The sequence below is a fragment of the Streptomyces sp. SDT5-1 genome (assembly GCF_052245995.1).
Taxonomy (GTDB): domain Bacteria; phylum Actinomycetota; class Actinomycetes; order Streptomycetales; family Streptomycetaceae; genus Streptomyces.
Genome location: NZ_CM125963.1, coordinates 6,505,609 through 6,523,081, shown reverse-complemented (window position 1 = coordinate 6,523,081; position 17,473 = coordinate 6,505,609). Strand labels below are relative to the sequence as shown.

Sequence of the window (17,473 nt, the reverse complement as noted above, 5' to 3'; positions counted from 1 at the left end):
GCCTAGGTGGCGGGCAGTTCGACCTCGTGCAGGGGGCGGGCCGCGGCCTCGCTCTGCGCGCGCTCGTCGGCGGTCGGCGAGAGGGCCACGAAGGCACAGGTCAGGAAGAGGAACGAGCCGAGCACGACGGCCAGCGGCAGGATGAACGCGGTGGCGGTGGCGCCGGACAGCGGGGCGCCGCCGGGGTGCACGGTGATGCGGGCCGCCGCCATGCCGGTGTAGTGCATGCTGCTGACCGCGAGTCCCATGACGAGGGCGGCGACGGCCGCGACGACGGGTCCGCGCACGGACAGCGCGGCCCACAGCGCGGCGGAGGCGGCGACGACGGCGATCACCACGGAGGCGACGACGAGCACCGGGTCGTAGCCGATGCTCCCGTTGAGCCGCACGGCCGACATGCCGATGTAGTGCATCGCGGCGACGCCGAGCCCGGTGCCGAGCCCGCCGAGCAGCACGGAGAGCGCGCGGGACCTGCCGTAGCCGGCGATGAACAGGCCGGCGCCGACCACGAGGACCGCGACGAGCAGGCTCAGGAGCGTGAGGGGGATGTCGTAGCGGATGGCGGTGCCGTCGACGGCGTAGCCGAGCATCGCGATGAAGTGCATCGTCCAGATGCCGGCGCCGATGGCGACGGACGCGGTGAGCAGCCAGTTCCGCTTCGATCTCGGTCCGGCGGCCTGGGCGCGGGCGGTGCAGCGCAGTCCGAGCGCGGATCCCACGACCGCCATCACGTATGACAGGACCGGAGTGATCCAGCCTCCTGTCATGTGGTGCATGTGCGTCATGTTCTCTGCGGGTTCCTCTCACTCTTCACATCGGCCCCCGGTCGACCGGGACGCTAACACGCATCAGAAGGCCGGTTCGGAGCGGTAAATGGCCTGAATGAGAGGGGTTACCGACCGGTAGAGCCCGAGTTCATGGGGTCTTCACAAAGTGACGCTTCCTGTGACCGTCGATCATGGTGCGACTCTTGTCACGCCGCGCCTCGGGACGCTCCGGACATTGCCGCCGTTCCTCGCGGGACCGCCTATGAGGAGAGGTTTCAGGAGGTGCCGGCGCGCAGCGCCTTCGCCAGAGCGCCCTCTCCCGCGACCGTGACGCGACCGCCGCGCACCGCCTCGACCAGACCGACCGCGCCGCGCGCCACCTCCGCGCACACCTCTTCGTCGAGCGTGAGACGCGCGTCGGGTTCGCCGTCCGGGTACGCGCCGTCTCCGTACACCGGCTCCCCGCCCGTCGATCCGCCCGCAGAGTCGCCCACCCGGACGTGGAACACCCCTTCGTCGACGCGGAACTCCACCGCGCCCCGCTCCCCCAGCTCCTCCAACTGCCGTGACAGGGGCAGCGCCAGCCAGTGCGCGCGCACCGCGTCGGTGGGCCGCCGCTCGGCGAGCTCCGGCGCGCCCCACTCACCGAGCGCCCGCAGCACGGGCAGCAGTCCGCGGCCCCGCTCGGTGAGTTCGTACACGTACGCCGACGCGGGAGCCGGGAGCCTGCGGCGCTCGGCGAGGCCGTCGCGCTCCATGTCCTTGAGGCGGGTGGCCAGCATGTCCGTGCTGACGCCGGGGAGATCGGCGTGCAGATCGGTGTAGCGGCGCGGCCCTGCGAGGAGTTCGCGCGCGACGAGGAGCGTCCAGCGGTCCCCGACGGCGTCGAGGGCGCGGGCGACGGCGCAGTACTGGTCGTAGCTTCGGCGTGGCATGGCGCGCAGTCTATTCAAGTTGTTGGACTTTCCAAGCAGCCACTTGGTAAAACCAAGCAACACGAGTCACTGGCGCGCTTGGAGGGCACAGATGGAGTTCCGGCAGTCGAGCAAACTGAGCGAGGTCTGCTACGAGATCCGCGGCCCGGTGATCGAACACGCCAACGCCCTGGAGGAGGCGGGCCACAGCGTGCTGCGCCTGAACACCGGCAACCCGGCGCTGTTCGGCTTCGAGGCGCCGGAGGAGATCGTCCAGGACATGATCCGGATGCTCCCGCAGGCGCACGGCTACACGGACTCGCGCGGCATCCTCTCGGCGCGCCGCGCCGTCGCCCAGCGCTACCAGGCGCTCGGCCTCGAGGTCGGCGTGGACGACATCTTCCTCGGCAACGGCGTGTCGGAGCTGGTCTCCATGGCCGTCCAGGCGCTCCTGGAGGACGGCGACGAAGTCCTCATCCCCGCCCCCGACTTCCCGCTGTGGACGGCGGTGACGACGCTCTCCGGCGGCAGGGCCGTCCACTACCTCTGCGACGAGCAGTCGGACTGGTACCCGGACCTCGCCGACATGGAGTCGAAGATCACCGACCGCACCAAGGCGGTCGTCATCATCAACCCGAACAACCCGACGGGCGCGGTCTATCCGAAGGAGATCGTCGAGGGCATTCTCGACCTCGCGCGCCGGCACGGACTGATGGTGTTCGCCGACGAGATCTACGACCAGATCCTCTACGACGACGCGGTGCACCACAGCGCCGCCGCCCTCGCCCCCGACCTCGTCGTCCTCACGTTCTCCGGCCTGTCGAAGACGTACCGCGTGGCCGGGTTCCGCTCCGGCTGGCTGGTCGTCACGGGCCCGCGGCAGCACGCCAGGAACTATTTGGAGGGTCTCACCATGCTGGCCTCCATGCGGCTGTGCCCGAACGCTCCCGCGCAGTACGCCATCCAGGCCGCGCTCGGCGGCCGCCAGTCGATCCGCGAACTCACCGCGCCCGGCGGGCGGCTGCTCGAACAGCGCGACATGGCGTGGGAGAAGCTGAACGAGATCCCCGGCGTGAGCTGCGTGAAGCCGAAGGGCGCGCTGTACGCCTTCCCGCGCATCGACCCCGACGTGCACAAGATCGTCGACGACGAGAAGTTCGTCCTCGACCTGCTGCTGCGCGAGAAGATCCAGGTCGTCCAGGGCACCGGCTTCAACTGGCCGCGCCCCGACCACTTCCGGATCCTCACGCTGCCGCACGCCGACGACCTCGATGCCGCGATCAGCCGGATCGGGCGCTTCCTGAGCGGATACCGTCAGTGACGTGATCTCTTCCGCATCGTCCTGCGCCACCTGTGGCCACCCGAGCCACACCCAGTTCGCGTCCCCCGACCTCGTCGGGCCGATCGTGTCCGGCCGGTTCGACCGGGCCAGGGACCCGGCGTGGCGGCAGTCGGGCGCGGCGACGGTGGAGGACTACGCGCGCTGGTGCGGGCACCTGTGCGGGGCGACGTGTCTGCGCATGGCGCTCGGCCCCGGTGCGCCCACGCTCTTCGAACTGCGCGACGGGGCGCTGAAGTTCGGCGCGTACCGGGTGGACGCCGAGGGCGAGATCCACGGCATGATCTACGCTCCCGCGGTGGAGTACGTACGGGAGGTGCACGGCGTCGACGCGGAGGTGCACCGCACGCTGGACGTGACCGGCATCGGCGAACTCCTCGACGCGGGCCGCCTGGTGATCGCCTCCGTGCACTACGCGATCCGCCGCCCGCACGAGCCCGCCCCCGGCCGCGGCGGCCACCTAGTCCTCGTCACGGCCCGCACCGCTGACGGCTCCGGCTACCACTTCCACAACCCGTCGGGCACGGACGCGGCCACCCGCACGGCGGAGCTTCCGGTGTCCCGCTTCGCCGACTTCTACGCCGGCCGCGCCCTGTCCCTCACGCCGGGGGCGGGTCGATGACGGCGGCCCTCATAGCCGTACTCGGCACCCTGCTCGGCTCGGTCGTCACGCACTTCTTCCAGAACCGCGCGGCGGTGCGCAGCGCCGAACTGGCCCGCGCCGAGCAGCTCCGGCAGGAACGGATCTCCAGCTACAGCGCGTTCGCGGGCGCCGTGCACGACTACCGGCGCAGCCAGAACGACCGCTGGTTCCGCGCCCACGAGAGCCCCGGCACGTCCGAGGCCGAGGCCTCCCGCTTCGCCTCCTACGAGGCCCGGATCGCGGCCCGCCAGGCCCTGGTCCGCCTCCAACTCGTCTGCGACGACCCGCGCCTGCGCCAACTCGCCGAGCACGCCTTCGAACTCACCCACTGCCTCCACGACGCCACGGACGAGGCGGACCGCGACCACCGCTCCCAACGCAGCAAGGAGGCCTTGACCCGCTTCGTGGAATCCGCGGCCCCGAGCGTCCGCTGACCCCGGCCTTTCAAGCCCCTGCGGCGGGTGAGCAATCCAAGCCCCTGCCGCGGGTGAGCAATCCAAGCCCCTGCGGCGCTTGAGCAGCGGGGTCCGGGGCGGAGCCCCGTGGCCGGAGGAACGGACCACCGCCAGGACCGGACGGCCCATCAAAGCCCCTGCGGCGATTGAGCAGCGGGGTCCGGGGCAGAGCCCCGTGGCCGGGGGAACGGACCAGCGCAACGGTCACTCGCCGGCCAGGACGGAGTCCAGCGCCGACACCGGATCCCGCGCGGGAGCGCCCCGTGGCCACCAGTCCTCGCGCCCGGGATCGGACTCGTACCCGTACCAGAGCCCGTCCCGGCCGAGCCGGAGCTGGACGGACCGCGTCGACAGCCGGTTCCGGTGGGGCCGGAACTCCGCGTGGTCCGTGGCCAGGAGCGCGGGCCGGGCCCGGTCGAACGGGCCCGCGGGCGGATCCCACTCCTCCTCCAGAACCGACAGGCCCTCCAGCCCGCCCTGCCGCCAGGCCGCGACGGCCCGCGCCAGATCCGTGGCCGTACGCCCCGTCCCGCGCGACAGCGACCCGTACAGCGCCCGCGTCGCCGCCGTGAGCCCCGAACCGGGATGCGCGGCGGCCAGCCGCACCGCGTCCTGCCAGGGCGTGAGCGCGGCGATCGGATCGGCCCCGGTGGTGAGCAGCGCGTGCGCCCGCACGCCCGCCTCCGTGGCGAGGAGATCGAGCGCGAGCGGGTCGGGCGCGTCCGCCGCCTGCGGGTAGGACGGCGGACGCTCCGGGTGCGCCGGCGGCGGGAACTCGGGCGGCAGCGCCGGGAGTCGGCCGCCGGCGTACAGGTCCTTCGCCGGACGCGAGTCGAGCTCGGGCGCCTTCGCCCTGGAGCGCTCCTCCGCCTCGCGCACGGAGCTGCGCCGCGTCAGCGCCCGCAGCAGCTCCTGCTCGCCCCGTCCGCGCAGCAGGAACAGGACGAACGGGTCCTCGTCGAGGAGCCGCGCCGTCTGGTAGCAGAGCGCCGCCGCGTGCTTGCAGGGGTGGCCCCGGTCCGGGCAGGTGCACTCGGCGACGAGGTCGTCGACGGCGGGCAGCAGATCCGCCGCCGCGGCCAGCGCGTGCGGCACGTCCTTGTCGAGGAGCGACGCCAGGTGCTCGGGGCGGCCCGCCGCCGTGTCGAGGAACCTCTCCCACGCCTCGTCCGGCAGCTCCCGCAACCGCAGTTCGGCCCGGTACGGGCGGGGGCGCGAACCGTGCACGTAGGCGACGACGCGCCCCGGCGTGACGGTGATCGCGTCGACGTGCCCCCGGTCCGCGTAGGCGCGGCCGCGCGTGAGGCGGCCCTGGTCGAGGGCGGTGTCCTCCAGGGCGTCCACCCACGCGTTGCCCCACCACGTCAGCGCGAAGCTGCCGCCCGGCTCGGCGCGCGGCGGCAGCGGCGGGAACGTGCGCCGGTTGTCGAGGTGCCGGGCCCTCGCCTGCTCGTCGGCGCCCGCGCGCCCCGGCACGTGCGGCCGGTGCGTGCGGTGGGGCCTTCGCGTCGGGCTCATCGGCCGGCCTCCCTGCGCAGCGTGACGAGGTCGGTGAGCTCGCGGTCGGTCAGCTCGGTGAGCGCGGCCTCGCCTGAGCCGAGCACCGCGTCCGCCAACGCCCGCTTGCCCGCGAGCAGTTCGGCGATCCGGTCCTCGACCGTGCCTTCGGTGATGAGCCGGTGCACCTGCACGGGCTGGGTCTGCCCGATGCGGTACGCGCGGTCCGTGGCCTGCTCCTCGACCGCGGGGTTCCACCAGCGGTCGAAGTGGATCACGTGTCCCGCGCGCGTGAGGTTGAGTCCCGTGCCGGCCGCCTTCAGGGAGAGCAGGAAGACGGGGACCTCGCCGGACTGGAAGCGGTCGACCATGCGCTCGCGTTCGACGATGGTGCTGCCGCCGTGCAGGAGCTGGCTCGGGATGCCGCGCGTGGTCAGATGTGTGGCGAGCAGCTTGGCCATGGAGACGTACTGGGTGAAGACGAGGACGGCGCCGTCCTCGGCGACGATCGTGTCCACCAGTTCGTCGAGGAGCGCGAGCTTGCCGGAGCGGCCCGCGAGGCGCGGCCGGGAGCCGCCGCCCTCGGCCTCCTTGAGGTACTGCGCCGGGTGGTTGCAGATCTGCTTCAGGGACGTGAGCAGCTTCATGATGAGGCCGCGGCGGCCGATGCCCTCGGCCTCCTCGATCTGTGCCATCGACTCGCGCACCACCGCCTCGTACAGCGTCACCTGCTCGCGGGTGAGCGGTGCGGGGTGGTCGGACTCGGTCTTCGGGGGCAGTTCGGGGACGATGCCGGGGTCGGACTTCCTGCGCCGCAGGATGAACGGGCGGACCAGGCGGGCGAGCCGCTCGATCGCCTCCGGGTTGGTGCCGCCCTGGCCCTGGAGGGGGACCTCGCCCTCGACCACGCGCGCGTGCCGGGCGCGGAACGCCTTGAGGGGGCCGAGCAGCCCGGGGGTCGTCCAGTCGAGCAGCGCCCACAGCTCCGACAGGTCGTTCTCCACGGGGGTGCCGGTGAGCGCCACGCGCGCGGGGGCGGCGATGGTGCGCAGCGCCTTGGCCGTCGCGGAGTTGGGGTTCTTCACGTGCTGCGCCTCGTCGGCCACGACCATGCCCCAGGTGTGTCCCGCGAGTTCGGCGGCGCGGGTGCGCAGGGTGCCGTACGTGGTGAGGACGAAGCCGCCCTCGACGCCGGTGAGGGCGCGGTCGGCGCCGTGGAAGCGGCGCACCGGGACGCCGGGGGCGAACCGCTCGATCTCCCGCTGCCAGTTGCCGAGCAGCGAGGCGGGGCAGACGACGAGCGTGGGGGCGCTGCGGGCGCGGCGCAGGTGCAGGGCGATGAGCGTGACGGTCTTGCCGAGGCCCATGTCGTCGGCGAGGCAGCCGCCGAGGCCGAGCGAGGTCATGAGGTCGAGCCAGGCGAGGCCCCGCAGTTGGTAGTCGCGCAGGGTCGCGTGCAGTCCTTCGGGCGGCTCGACCGTGTCGATGCCGCGGGTGAGCCGGTCGCGCAGCTCGGCGAGCCGGCCCGTGGGCACGGCGGCGACCCGCTCCCCGTCGACCTCCGCCTCCCCGGTGAGGGCGACGGCCAGCGCGTCGACGGGCTGGAGCAGGCCGAGCTCCCGCTTGCGGGCCTTGCGGACGAGGTCGGGGTCGACGACCACCCACTGGTCGCGCAGGCGCACCACCGCGCGGTGCGACTCGGCGAGCAGGTCCATCTCGCGCTCGGTCAGCGGGTCCCCGTCGAGCGCGACCTGCCAGTCGAACTTCAGCAGCTCCTCGCTGTCGAAGAAGGCCGTCCCGTCGGTGGCGGACCCGGGCGCCGCCTGCGCGCGCACGACGGCGGTCGCGGTGAGGGAGCGGGCGATGTCGCGCGGCCAGTGCAGGGTGACGCCCGCCTGGGCGAGGCGCGCTGCGCCGGGCCCGAGCAGGTCCGTCAGCTCGCTGTCGGAGAGCGCGAGGACGTCCGGCACGTCCTGCTCCAGGAGGCGGCCGAGCGGCGGCCAGGCGAGCGCGGCGCGGCGCACGGCGAGCACGGCGTCGATCCGGGCGCGCGGCCCGAAGTGGTCACCGGCCTCGCCCGCCCACAGCCCGGCGGCGTCCACCACGCGCGTGGGGTCGGCGAGGCTGTGCACCTGGACGATGGCGGCGCCCGCGCGCCGCGCCCCGGGGCCCTCCTCGGGCTCCTCCCCCTCGGCCGCGCCGTCGTCCCCGTCGAACAGCGCGTACTGCGACAGGTCGAGCCGGAGCGACACCTTGACGCCCGCGTCGAGCCCGGCCGCCGCCTCGACCGCCCAGGGGCGGGCCCGCGGGATGTGCTGGGCGGCAGCGGCGGCGAACGGCGCGCCCGCGGCGTGCGCGGCGGCGGGGGTGCGCGGCAGCGCGTCGGCCACCGCGTCCAGCAGGGCCCGCACCAGGGCCTCGGGCTCCGGGACCCGCAGCGGCCTGCTGCCGGGCACGGGTGTCGCGAATCCTTCGGGCGGCAGCGCTGCCGCGATGGCCCGCACCTGCGCCACGTCGTCCTCGTCGAGCGGCCCCGCGCGCCACGCGTCGTGGTCGGACGCGGTGAGTCCTGGCAGCAGCCGGCCCCGCGCGACGAGGTGCAGGGCGTGCGCGGCGGCGGCCCCCCAGGCGGCGGCAGCGGGGTGGGCGCCCCGGGTGCGGCGGGCCCGCAGCAGCTGGGGCAGCGCGTCCAGGACCGGCACCACGAGCGCGGGCACCTTGCGGCTGCGCACCCCCGATCCGTGCGGCCGCACGACCGTCAGCTCGTCGTCCGCGCCCGGCAGACCGGGCGCTTCCCCGTCCTCCGGCGCGTCCGGGGACCAGAAGGCGATCCGCCCCGCGCGGGGCAGCGGGTCGGGCAGGAAGACGGCGGCGGCGCCCAGCGGGACGCCCGAAAGCTCCGGCACGGTCGCGCCACCTCCCTTCCCTCTGTTCACTCGGCGTTCGCTCGGCCCTCGACGACCCCTACGACCTTACGGGCCGGGTCTGACAATCCTTGATCCCGCGGCCCTTGCGCCGGTCCGCCCAGCCCACCGGGCCCGCGCGGCGGTGCCCGGGGAGAATGGCCGTACCACTGCCCACCTCCAAGCGAACAGGCGCGAACCTTGGGTGATCTGCTCCTCGTCCGGCACGGCGAGACCGAATGGGCCCTGACCGGGCAGCACACCGGCCTCACGGACATCCCGCTCACCGAGAACGGCCGGGAGGAGGCGCGCCGCGTCGCGCCCCTCGTCGGCAGCTACCACATCGGGGCGGTCTTCGTGAGCCCGCTCCAGCGCACCCGCGAGACCGCCGAGCTCGCAGGACTGAAGCACTACACGGTCGACCCGGACCTGCACGAGTGGGACTACGGCGCGTACGAGGGGGTCACCACGCGGGAGATCCAGCGCACCCGGCCCGACTGGTACCTGTTCGACGACGGCGTGCCGCCGGGGCCTCCGGAGCATCCCGGTGAGACGCCGGAGCAGGTGGGCGAGCGGGCCGACCGGATGCTGTCGAAGGTGGACGCGGCGCTCTCGAACTACGAGGGCAGCGTCGTGCTCGTCTCGCACAGCCACTTCCTGCGGGTCCTGACGGCGCGGCGCCTCGGCCTGCCGCCGTCGGGCGGCTCGCACTTCCTGCTGTCGACGGGCACGGTCAGCCGCCTCACGTTCGAGCACGGCCGACCGGTGATCTCCGGCTGGAACCTACGGCCCTGACCTGCGGGGCTCCCACGTCCTCGGCCGATTGTCAGACCCGTCGTGCACCATCGTCGGTGGAGGGGTGAGTGACCGGACGAGGGGACGGGAGGCACGCCGTGACGAGACCGCCGACTGCCGCGCAGCGCCGCATCATCGAGGCCGCCGATCCGGAGACGGGCCGGATCTCGGGCACCCCGGCCCAGCTCGACCGGCTCGTCGTGCTGAAGCTGGCGTTCCGGCACCCGCGGCCCCCGCACGAGCACTTCCTGACCCCGGCGGGGCATCGGGTGCGGGAGGCCGCCGAGGAGGCGCCGCCCGCCGCCGGGCCCGAACCGGCGGACTCGGGCGGGCTGTTCGCGGCCCGGCTCGGCGGCGAGCCATCCAGCGACGCGGGTCCGGCGCGGGCGCGTGAGGTGCGGACGGCGTGGCAGGGGCTGCTGGAGATACGCCGGATGACGAACGCGGACGGGGCGACGGACCGGCCGTGCGCCTGGGAGCGGGGCCGGCTCGCGGCGTCCGCCGCCCTCGCCCTGGAGGCGGCGGGGTGCGCGCCCGCGGGCGAGTCCGCCCCCGGGTACCGCGTGCGGGACACGCCGCAGCCGGAGGCCGTCGCCGTACGGCACCCGGAGCCCGGCGGGCTCGCGGCGTGCGCGGCGGCGCTGCGCGATGCGGGCTGGCAGGTCGGCGAGCACGCGGACGCCCGGGGCGGGTCCCGGTATCTGCTGGCGTCGCCCAGACGTGCGTAACGCAGCTCACGGTCGGACGGAATGCCCTTCCCCACCCGCCTGTTGGCATGATCGGCACAACGCCCCCAGCGAGAGGAACGTCGTGGCAGAGCAGTTTTCCGTGCCGGTCGAGGTGCGCGGGTACGAGATCGACATCAACGGTCACCTCAATCAGGCGGTCTACCTCCAGTACGCCGAGCACGCCCGCTGGTCCTTCCTGCGGCACGCGGGCCTCGACGACAAGGCCCTGCTCGACCGCGGCGTCGGCCCGGTCGTCCTGGAGACGAACATCCGCTATCTGCGGGAGCTGCGCGCGGGCGAGGTCGTCGACGTGAGCTGCGCCTTCGCGTTCGACGAGGGCAAGGTGTTCCGCGTCCACCAGACGATCACCAAGGCGGACGGCACGGTGGCGGCCGAGGTGACCGCGGTCAGCGGTGTCATGGACCTCACGGAGCGCAAGCTGGTGAAGAACCCGGGGCAGCTCTTCAAGGAGCTGGCCGCGACCCCGTCCGTCTTCGGCTTCTGACCACGCCCCCGCCATGCGGTTCCGCATCCGTTCCTACGGGCACCCCGACGCGGTCGCGCTCAGCGATCGGGTGCAGGCCGAGTACCGCAAGCGCTTCGGCTACGACGACTTCACCGATCTGCACCCGGCGCACTTCGACCCGCCGCAGGGCCTGTTCCTCGTCGCCTACGACGCCGGGGCCCCGGTCGCCTGCGGCGGCTGGCGGGCGCAGGCCGACGAGGGGGCGGGGTACGCCGAGGGCGACGCCGAGCTGAAGCGGATGTTCGTCGTGGAGCGGGCGCGCGGCCGGGGCCTGGCGCGCCGCATCCTGGCGGCGCTCGAGGACAGCGCGCGGGACGCGGACCGCACCCGGATGGTCCTGGAGACCGGCGTGCACCTGCCCGAGGCGATGGCCCTGTACGAGTCGAGCGGCTACCGCCCGACGTCCCCTTTCGGCCCGTTCCGCGCGTACGAGGACAGCCGCTTCTACGCCAAGTCCCTCACGGATCAGGTGCCTTCGGGCAGCTGACGTGTCGGTACGTGGATCTGGTTGAAGCCGTAGTACAGCGCGAGCGCGCCGTGGGCGGCGAGGGTCAGCGGCGCCGAGACGAAAGCGAGGGCGACGGTCGCCGGGTAGCCGAGCGAGCCCAGGGCGAAGCGGGCGCGGGTGCCACGGGCGCCCTCCGGGTCGACGCGCGCGTGGAAGAGGTGCCCGCTGCGGGTCAGGTGCCACCACAGGGCCTGGAAGGCGAAGGACATCGCCACCATGGTGAGGCTGTAGACGGCGGCCGCCGCGTGCGAGGCGGAGTCGCCCTCGCGCAGGTACTCGGCGAGCATCGCCGTCGGCCACGGCAGGGCCGCGACGATCATCAGCAACAGCAGGTTGAAGAACATCAGCGGCCGGTCCACGCGCACCACATGGCTGAACACCTGGTGGTGGTTGACCCAGATGATGCCGATGACCAGGAAGCTGACGACGTAGCCCGCGTACGAGGGCCACTGGTCACCGAGCGCGCGCCACAGGCTCTCGCCGTGCTCGACGTGCGGCACCTTCACCTCCAGGATCAGCAGCGTGATCGCGATGGCGAACACGCCGTCGCTGAACGCCTCCAGGCGTCCCGAGTCGCCGCTCCATCGCCCTTGCGGATCGCCCATGTCTCCCCCACCCCCTGCGCGGGCGCCCAACGCGCCCGCCCGTGAACGCACTTGAGCATTGTGCGCGCGTCGGCCCCGCCGCCAGGGCGGAACGCCACACCCCCCTTGTCTCCTCCCGCGAAGATCGCTACGGTCCGGATCAGCCCGCGTTCTACGCGCGTCAACCCCATCCGTCACGAGAGAGGCCACCCACCCATGCAGTTGCGCCGCACGTCCCTGCTCTCCGCCGCCCTCGTCACGCTCGCGCTCGCCGCGCCCGCCGGTGCCGGCACCCGCGCCGCGCCATCGGCGGGCGGCTGGCAGCAGGTGGGCGGCGACGCGAAGTCCGGGGTCAGCGGTCTCGCGCTCACCGGAGGCGCCGCGGCCGACGGCTCCCTGCGCGCCCTGATCGTGCACGACAACAAGAAGCCCGGCGAGCGACGGCTCAGCCGGGTCGCGTTCCATCCCGCCGCACCGAAGGACACCACGGTCGAGCCGCTCGCCTGGGACGGCATGGAGCCCAAGGACCTGGAGGCGATCGAGGCGGTGCCGGGCTCCCCCGGCGACTTCGTGGCCCTGGCGAGCCGCGGCCTGGTGTACCGGCTGCACCTCGACGGCGACACCGCGCGCGTGCTCGACGTGGGCCCGCTGCCCGCGATCCCCGAGGGCGCGAACTTCGAGGGCTTCGCGCTCGGCACGGCCGCGCACGGCGGGACGGTCGCGGTGTGGGCGGACCGGGGCGCGGGCGCGGACCGCCCGGCGACCGTGTTCGCGGCGCCGTTCTCCGTCAACGAGTACGGGGAGGTGGAGTTCGGGGACGTACGGCAGGCGGAGTTCCGCGCCGGCTATCCGAAGGGCGAGGTGCGGCACGTCTCCGACATCTCCGTCACCGCGTCGGGCCGGGTCATGGTGAGTTCGGCCGCCGACGCGGGCGACGACGGGCCGTTCGCCTCGGCGGTGAGCGAGGCGGGTCGGGTGTCCCTGAACGCGTCGGGCAGCCGGGCGAACCTGCGGATCACGACACCGCGGACCGCGCCGGAGAAGTTCGAAGGACGCAAGATCGAGGCGCTGGAGTGCCTGCCGGGCGCGGACGGCCTCGCGCTGCTCGGCACCGACGACGAGAACCTGGGCGGGTACGTGAAGTCGGCGCGGGTGTGCGCCCGTTGACGTAGCGCATGAAGAAGGCACATGAAGAAGGAGGGTGACGCGGCGTCAAGGTGCCGCGTCACCCTCCTGCTCACCGGGGGTCAGTGCGCCGCTGCCTTCTTCGGCCTCGTGCGCTGTTCCGCGATGTCGCCGCCCGACTCCATCGGCGACGTGACGTCGTCGGCGTCGCGCCCCTTGCCGATGTGGTTGAACAGCAGGTTGAGGACGACCGCCGCGACACAGCCCGTGGAGATGCCGGAGTCGAGGATGATCTTCGCGTTCTCCGGGAACGCGTGGTAGAACTCCGGCACCGCGATCGGGATCAGGCCCACGGCGAGCGAGACGGCGACGATGAGGACGTTGTTGTCCTTGTCCATGTTCGCCTTGACCAGGGTCTGGATGCCGCTGGCCGCGACCGAGCCGAACAGCACGACGCCGGCGCCGCCGAGCACCGGGCGCGGCACGACGGCGATGAGCGAGGCCGCCATCGGGCACAGGCCCATCAGGACGAGGAAGCCACCGCCGGTCGCCACCACGTACCGGCTGCGGATCTTCGTCATCGCGACGAGGCCGATGTTCTGGGCGAAGGCGCTGCACATGAAGCCGTTGAACAGCGGGCTGATGGCGGAGCCGAGGGTGTCGGCGCGCAGCCCCGCCGCGATGGTCTTCTCGTCGGCCGGGCGGTCGACGATCTCACCGAGGGCGAGCATGTCGGCGGTGGACTCGGTCATCGAGACGACCATCACGACGCACAGCGAGACGATGGCCGCGCCCGCGAACTGCGGGGCGCCGAAGTGGAACGGGGTCGGGAAGCCGACCAGGTCCGCGTCGCCGACCGGCGAGAAGTCCGTGGCGCCGAACGGGATGGCGATCACCGTGCCGATGATCAGGCCGAGCAGCACCGCGATCTGCTTGACGAAGCCCGTCGTGAAGCGCCGGATGACCAGCACGATCACGAGGGTGACGGCGGCGAGCGCCAGGTTCTTCATCGAGCCGTAGTCCGCCGCCTTGGCGTCGGGTCCCTGCGCCCAGCCGAACGCGACCGGCATCAGCGAGACACCGATGAGCGTGATGACCGTGCCAGTGACGACCGGCGGGAAGAACCGGACGAGTTTCGAGAAGAACGGCGCGGCTATGAAGCCGAGGACACCCGCGACGATCACCGCTCCGAAGATGATCGGCAGCGCGTCGTCCTTGTCCTTCGTCGTGCCGACGACGGCGAGCATCGGGGCGACGCCCGCGAAGGTCACGCCGTTCACGAACGGGAGCCGGGCGCCGATCTTCCAGATGCCGAGCGTCTGGAGGAACGTCGCGAGACCCGCCGTGAACAGACAGGCGCCGGTGAGGAACGTGAGGTCCTTCGGGCTCAGGCCGATCGCGGCGCCGACGATGAGCGGGGGCGCGACCACGCCCGCGTACATCGCGGCCACGTGCTGGAGGCCCGTCGTCGCCATCTTCAGCGGTGGCAACTTCTCGTCGACCGGATGTTTGGTATGCCCCGCGGACTCGTCGGCGGGGGTCGTGCCTTGCTTGGTGAACCTGGGCTTCGTCGCCACTGCGGCTCCTCCGGTTGTTTTCCAGCCCCGGCAGGCCGCCGGCGCTTTTCGCTTCTGGGAGGTGGTGCAAGGTGCAAGGTCGTGCTGGTGGTGCTGTGTTGCTGTTCAGTTGTTGTGCGCCCAGGTATTACTGGCCGCCCCGGGAACGTGAGGCTTTGGGCCACGTTCCGGGGCGGCACTCGGTCGAGCAGCCCGCTCGGCAGCTCGATCGAGTCCCCGGCCAGGGGCCGTCCCCCCTGGCCGGAGTCTCAAGCGGTCAGCTCTCGGCGGTGATCCGCGCGAGGCGCTGCGCCTCCGCCCGCGTGGAGCGGGCGACGGCGTCCTCGTCGACGTGCAGCAGGCGGCCGTCCTCGACCACCGGCTTGCCGTTCACGAGGGAGAGGGTGACCGGTGCGGCCGCGCCGAAGACGAGCGCGGTCACCGGGTCGGCGATCGATGCGTGGGCGAGGGTGTCCATCTTCCACAGCACCAGGTCGGCCAGCTTGCCGGCTTCGAGCGACCCGATCTGGGTGGCCCGGCCGAGCACCTGCGCGCCTCCGTACGTCCCCAGGCGCAGCGCCTGACGGGCGTTCAGGGCCGCCTCGCGGTGCGCGCCGAGGCGGTTGATGAGGAGGGCGTTGCGCAGTTCGGTGTGGAGTTCGCCCGACTCGTTGGAGGCGGTGCCGTCGACGCCGAGGCCGACCGGTACGCCGGCCGCGAGCATGTCGGGCACGCGGGCGATGCCGGCGGCGAGCCGGGCGTTGGAGGACGGGCAGTGCGCGACGCCCGTCTTCGTACGGCCGAACGCGGCGATGTCGGAGTCGTTCATGTGGACGCTGTGCGCCATCCACACGTCCTCGCCGAGCCAGCCCGTCGACTCGAAGTAGTCGGTCGGGCCCATGCCGAACAGCTCGTGGCAGAACTTCTCCTCCTCGACGGTCTCGCTGCCGTGGGTGTGCAGCCTGACGCCGAGCCGGCGCGCCAACTCGGCGCCCTGCTTGAGGAGTTCGGTGGAGACGGAGAACGGCGAGCAGGGGGCCACGGCCACCTGCGTCATCGCGTCGAAGGAGTCGTCGTGGTGCTTCTTGACGGTCTCCTCGGTCGCGGCGAGCGCGCCGTCGAGGGTCTCGACGGCGAAGTCGGGCGGCAGTCCGCCGTCCTTCTCGCTGCGGTCCATGGAGCCGCGCGCCAGGGTGAAGCGCACGCCCATCTCGGAGGCGGCCCGGATGATCGATCCGGAGAGGTCGCCGGAGCCCTGCGGGAACACGTAGTGGTGGTCCATGGCGGTGGTGACACCGCCGCGGGCCATCATCGCGAGGGAGCCCTGCGCCGCCGCGTATGTCATCTGCTCGTCGATGCGCGCCCAGGTCGGGTACAGCGCCACCAGCCAGTTGAACAGGTTGTGGTCCGTGGCCAGGCCGCGGGTGATCCACTGGTAGAAGTGGTGGTGCGTGTTGACCAGGCCGGGTGTGGCCAGGTGTCCCGTGCCGTCGATCCGGCGGACGACGTTCTCGAGGCCCGCGGGCGCGGGGCCCGCGCCGATGGACTCGATCCTGTTGCCCGCCACGACGATGTGGCCCGAGGCGTGCTCGGTGTCGTGGGCGTCGACCGTCGCGATCGCGACGTTCTCGATGACAATGCGGTCTGCCGAAGAAGGTGCCATGGTGCTTCCTTCAGTCGTGGTGGCGTTTGGGCACGGCATGACCCTAGGAAGATTTGAGTGCCGCGGCAGCGCCGGCGCTGCTGCGGGTGCCGAGATGGTGGAAGAAAAGGTTCAGCGTGACGGCGACGAGGGCGCCCGCGCTGATTCCGGAGCCGAGCACGGTCTGCGCCCAGGCCGGGAAGTCGGCGTAGAAGCTGGGGGCGGCGAGCGGGATGATGCCCGCGCCGAGCGAGACGGCCACCAGGATGATGTTGGAGCTGTCGTCGAGGCCCGCTTCGGAGAGCGTACGGATGCCGCTGACGGCGATCGAGCCGAACAGCACGATGCCCGCGCCGCCCAGGACCGGCATGGGGACCAGGGAGACGATCGCGCCGAGCACCGGGAAGATGCCGAGGACGAGGAGGGTGCCGCCCGCGACGGCGACGACGTAGCGGCTGCGCACCTTGGTGAGGGACACGACGCCGACGTTCTGCGCGAAGGCGGAGGTCGGGAAGCCGCCGAAGATCGGCCCGATGAAGGTGGCGATGCCGTCGGTGCGCAGGCCCCGGGTGATGGTCTTCCCGTTGCAGTCCCGTTCGCAGATCTCGCCGATGGCGAGCATTCCGGCGCTGGACTCGGTCATCAGCACGAGCATGACGAGGCAGAGCGAGATGATCGCGGCGGGCTGGAACTCGGGGGCGCCGAAGGCGAACGGCGTCGGGAGCGCGGCGACCGGCGCGGACTTGAGGGAGCTGAAGTCCGCCATGCCGAACGGGATCGCGGCGAGCGTGCCGATCAGCAGGCCGAAGAGCAGGGCGACCTGCTTGACGAAGCCCTTGCCGAAGCGCTGGATGAGCAGGATGACGACGAGCGTGAACGCGGCGAGGGCGAGGTAGCGCATGTCGCCGTAGTCGGCGGCGGTCTTGTCGCCGCCCTGGGCCCAGCCGACCGGTACGGGCATCAGCGTCACACCGATCAGGGTGATGACGACGCCGGTGACGAGCGGCGGGAAGAAGCGAAGCAGTCGGCCGAAGAACGGGCCGATGGCGAGGCAGAAGACGCCGGCCACCATGACCGCCCCGTAGATGGCGGGGAGTTGGTCGCCTTTGGCGTTGGTCTCCGCGATGGCGAGCATGGGTGCGATGCCCGCGGAGGACGCGGCGTTGACGAAGGGCAGCCGGTTGCCGACGAAGCCCTTGACGCCGAGCGTCTGGAGGAGGGTGGCCACGCCCGCGATGAGCAGCGAGGCGGCGATCAGCCGGGTCTGTCCCGCGGTGTCGAGGCGGACGGCCTGGCCGATGATGAGCGGCGGGGTGACGACGCCGGCGTACATGGCGGCGATGTGCTGGAGTGCGGCGGGGACGAGCCGCGACGGGTGGAGCTTCTCGTCCACCGGATGCACCTGCGCGGCGGCGCTCGTGGTGCTGTCCGATGGGGTGGAACACGGGCCTTCGGCTTCAGCCGGCCCTTTTGCTGGCACTGCCATTATGT

General features: G+C 72.6%; 16 protein-coding genes. 8 read left to right on the top strand and 8 right to left on the bottom strand.

Annotation, left to right across the window (positions count from 1 at the left end):
- Positions 1 to 2: 2 nt before the first annotated feature.
- Positions 3 to 785, bottom strand: a complete 783-nt coding sequence (locus ACTWJ8_RS29900) for an MHYT domain-containing protein (protein WP_443260766.1) — start codon at positions 783 to 785, stop codon at positions 3 to 5.
- A 257-nt stretch (positions 786 to 1,042) separates the two neighbouring features.
- Positions 1,043 to 1,702 (bottom strand): winged helix-turn-helix transcriptional regulator, encoded by a 660-nt coding sequence (locus ACTWJ8_RS29895; protein WP_443260765.1) that lies wholly within the window; start codon positions 1,700 to 1,702, stop codon positions 1,043 to 1,045.
- Positions 1,703 to 1,793: 91 nt separating this feature from the next.
- Here ACTWJ8_RS29895 and ACTWJ8_RS29890 point away from each other — a divergent pair, with 91 nt between their 5' ends.
- From ACTWJ8_RS29890 to ACTWJ8_RS29880, 3 genes are read left to right on the top strand one after another with little or no spacing between them, the layout of a single operon-like run.
- Entirely contained in the window at positions 1,794 to 3,002 is a 1,209-nt protein-coding gene (locus ACTWJ8_RS29890) for a pyridoxal phosphate-dependent aminotransferase (RefSeq protein WP_356379028.1), read from the top strand.
- Between the two features lies 1 nt (position 3,003).
- Positions 3,004 to 3,642, top strand: a complete 639-nt coding sequence (locus ACTWJ8_RS29885; RefSeq protein ID WP_356379025.1) for a peptidase — start codon at positions 3,004 to 3,006, stop codon at positions 3,640 to 3,642.
- Positions 3,639 to 4,097 carry a hypothetical protein gene (locus ACTWJ8_RS29880; RefSeq protein WP_356379022.1) on the top strand — a complete coding sequence of 153 codons (459 nt, stop codon included), beginning with the start codon at positions 3,639 to 3,641 and terminating at the stop codon, positions 4,095 to 4,097. Before ACTWJ8_RS29885 ends, ACTWJ8_RS29880 begins: the two co-directional genes overlap by 4 nt.
- A 225-nt stretch (positions 4,098 to 4,322) precedes the next feature.
- On the opposite strand, the gene ACTWJ8_RS29875 is transcribed toward ACTWJ8_RS29880, so the two are convergent.
- Together ACTWJ8_RS29875 and ACTWJ8_RS29870 are read right to left on the bottom strand one after the other, a co-directional pair.
- Entirely contained in the window at positions 4,323 to 5,636 is a 1,314-nt protein-coding gene (locus tag ACTWJ8_RS29875; RefSeq protein ID WP_443260764.1) for an SWIM zinc finger family protein, read from the bottom strand.
- Entirely contained in the window at positions 5,633 to 8,521 is a 2,889-nt protein-coding gene (locus ACTWJ8_RS29870; RefSeq protein ID WP_443260763.1) for a DEAD/DEAH box helicase, read from the bottom strand. Before ACTWJ8_RS29870 ends, ACTWJ8_RS29875 begins: the two co-directional genes overlap by 4 nt.
- A gap of 198 nt (positions 8,522 to 8,719) precedes the next feature.
- Between ACTWJ8_RS29870 and ACTWJ8_RS29865 the strand changes: the two genes are divergently transcribed.
- From ACTWJ8_RS29865 to ACTWJ8_RS29850, 4 genes are all read left to right on the top strand, one after another.
- Complete coding sequence (locus tag ACTWJ8_RS29865; protein ID WP_356379013.1) at positions 8,720 to 9,313, top strand: histidine phosphatase family protein; 594 nt, start codon at positions 8,720 to 8,722, stop codon at positions 9,311 to 9,313.
- A gap of 98 nt (positions 9,314 to 9,411) precedes the next feature.
- Positions 9,412 to 10,041 carry a hypothetical protein gene (locus ACTWJ8_RS29860; RefSeq protein ID WP_356379010.1) on the top strand — a complete coding sequence of 210 codons (630 nt, stop codon included), beginning with the start codon at positions 9,412 to 9,414 and terminating at the stop codon, positions 10,039 to 10,041.
- An 82-nt stretch (positions 10,042 to 10,123) separates the two neighbouring features.
- Positions 10,124 to 10,546, top strand: a complete 423-nt coding sequence (locus ACTWJ8_RS29855; RefSeq protein WP_356379007.1) for an acyl-CoA thioesterase — start codon at positions 10,124 to 10,126, stop codon at positions 10,544 to 10,546.
- Positions 10,547 to 10,559: 13 nt separating this feature from the next.
- Positions 10,560 to 11,054: a GNAT family N-acetyltransferase gene (locus ACTWJ8_RS29850; protein WP_443260762.1), complete on the top strand. Its 495-nt coding sequence runs from the start codon at positions 10,560 to 10,562 to the stop codon at positions 11,052 to 11,054.
- On the opposite strand, the gene ACTWJ8_RS29845 is transcribed toward ACTWJ8_RS29850, so the two are convergent.
- Complete coding sequence (locus ACTWJ8_RS29845; protein ID WP_356379002.1) at positions 11,033 to 11,680, bottom strand: TMEM175 family protein; 648 nt, start codon at positions 11,678 to 11,680, stop codon at positions 11,033 to 11,035. The genes ACTWJ8_RS29850 and ACTWJ8_RS29845 overlap by 22 nt on opposite strands.
- Before the next feature lie 195 nt (positions 11,681 to 11,875).
- On the opposite strand from ACTWJ8_RS29845, the gene ACTWJ8_RS29840 reads away from it, so the two are divergent.
- Positions 11,876 to 12,826: a hypothetical protein gene (locus tag ACTWJ8_RS29840; RefSeq protein WP_443260761.1), complete on the top strand. Its 951-nt coding sequence runs from the start codon at positions 11,876 to 11,878 to the stop codon at positions 12,824 to 12,826.
- Positions 12,827 to 12,906: 80 nt separating this feature from the next.
- Here the strand turns inward: ACTWJ8_RS29840 and ACTWJ8_RS29835 are convergent, their stop codons facing one another.
- The 3 genes from ACTWJ8_RS29835 to ACTWJ8_RS29825 all read right to left on the bottom strand — a co-directional run bounded on the left by ACTWJ8_RS29835 (position 12,907) and on the right by ACTWJ8_RS29825 (position 17,468).
- On the bottom strand, positions 12,907 to 14,259 hold the full coding sequence (locus ACTWJ8_RS29835) for a nucleobase:cation symporter-2 family protein (protein ID WP_356379704.1): 1,353 nt from the start codon (positions 14,257 to 14,259) through the stop codon (positions 12,907 to 12,909).
- 358 nt (positions 14,260 to 14,617) lie between these two features.
- Complete coding sequence (locus ACTWJ8_RS29830; RefSeq protein WP_356378996.1) at positions 14,618 to 16,003, bottom strand: 8-oxoguanine deaminase; 1,386 nt, start codon at positions 16,001 to 16,003, stop codon at positions 14,618 to 14,620.
- Between the two features lie 43 nt (positions 16,004 to 16,046).
- On the bottom strand, positions 16,047 to 17,468 hold the full coding sequence (locus tag ACTWJ8_RS29825; RefSeq protein WP_356378993.1) for a nucleobase:cation symporter-2 family protein: 1,422 nt from the start codon (positions 17,466 to 17,468) through the stop codon (positions 16,047 to 16,049).
- Positions 17,469 to 17,473 lie beyond the last annotated feature (5 nt).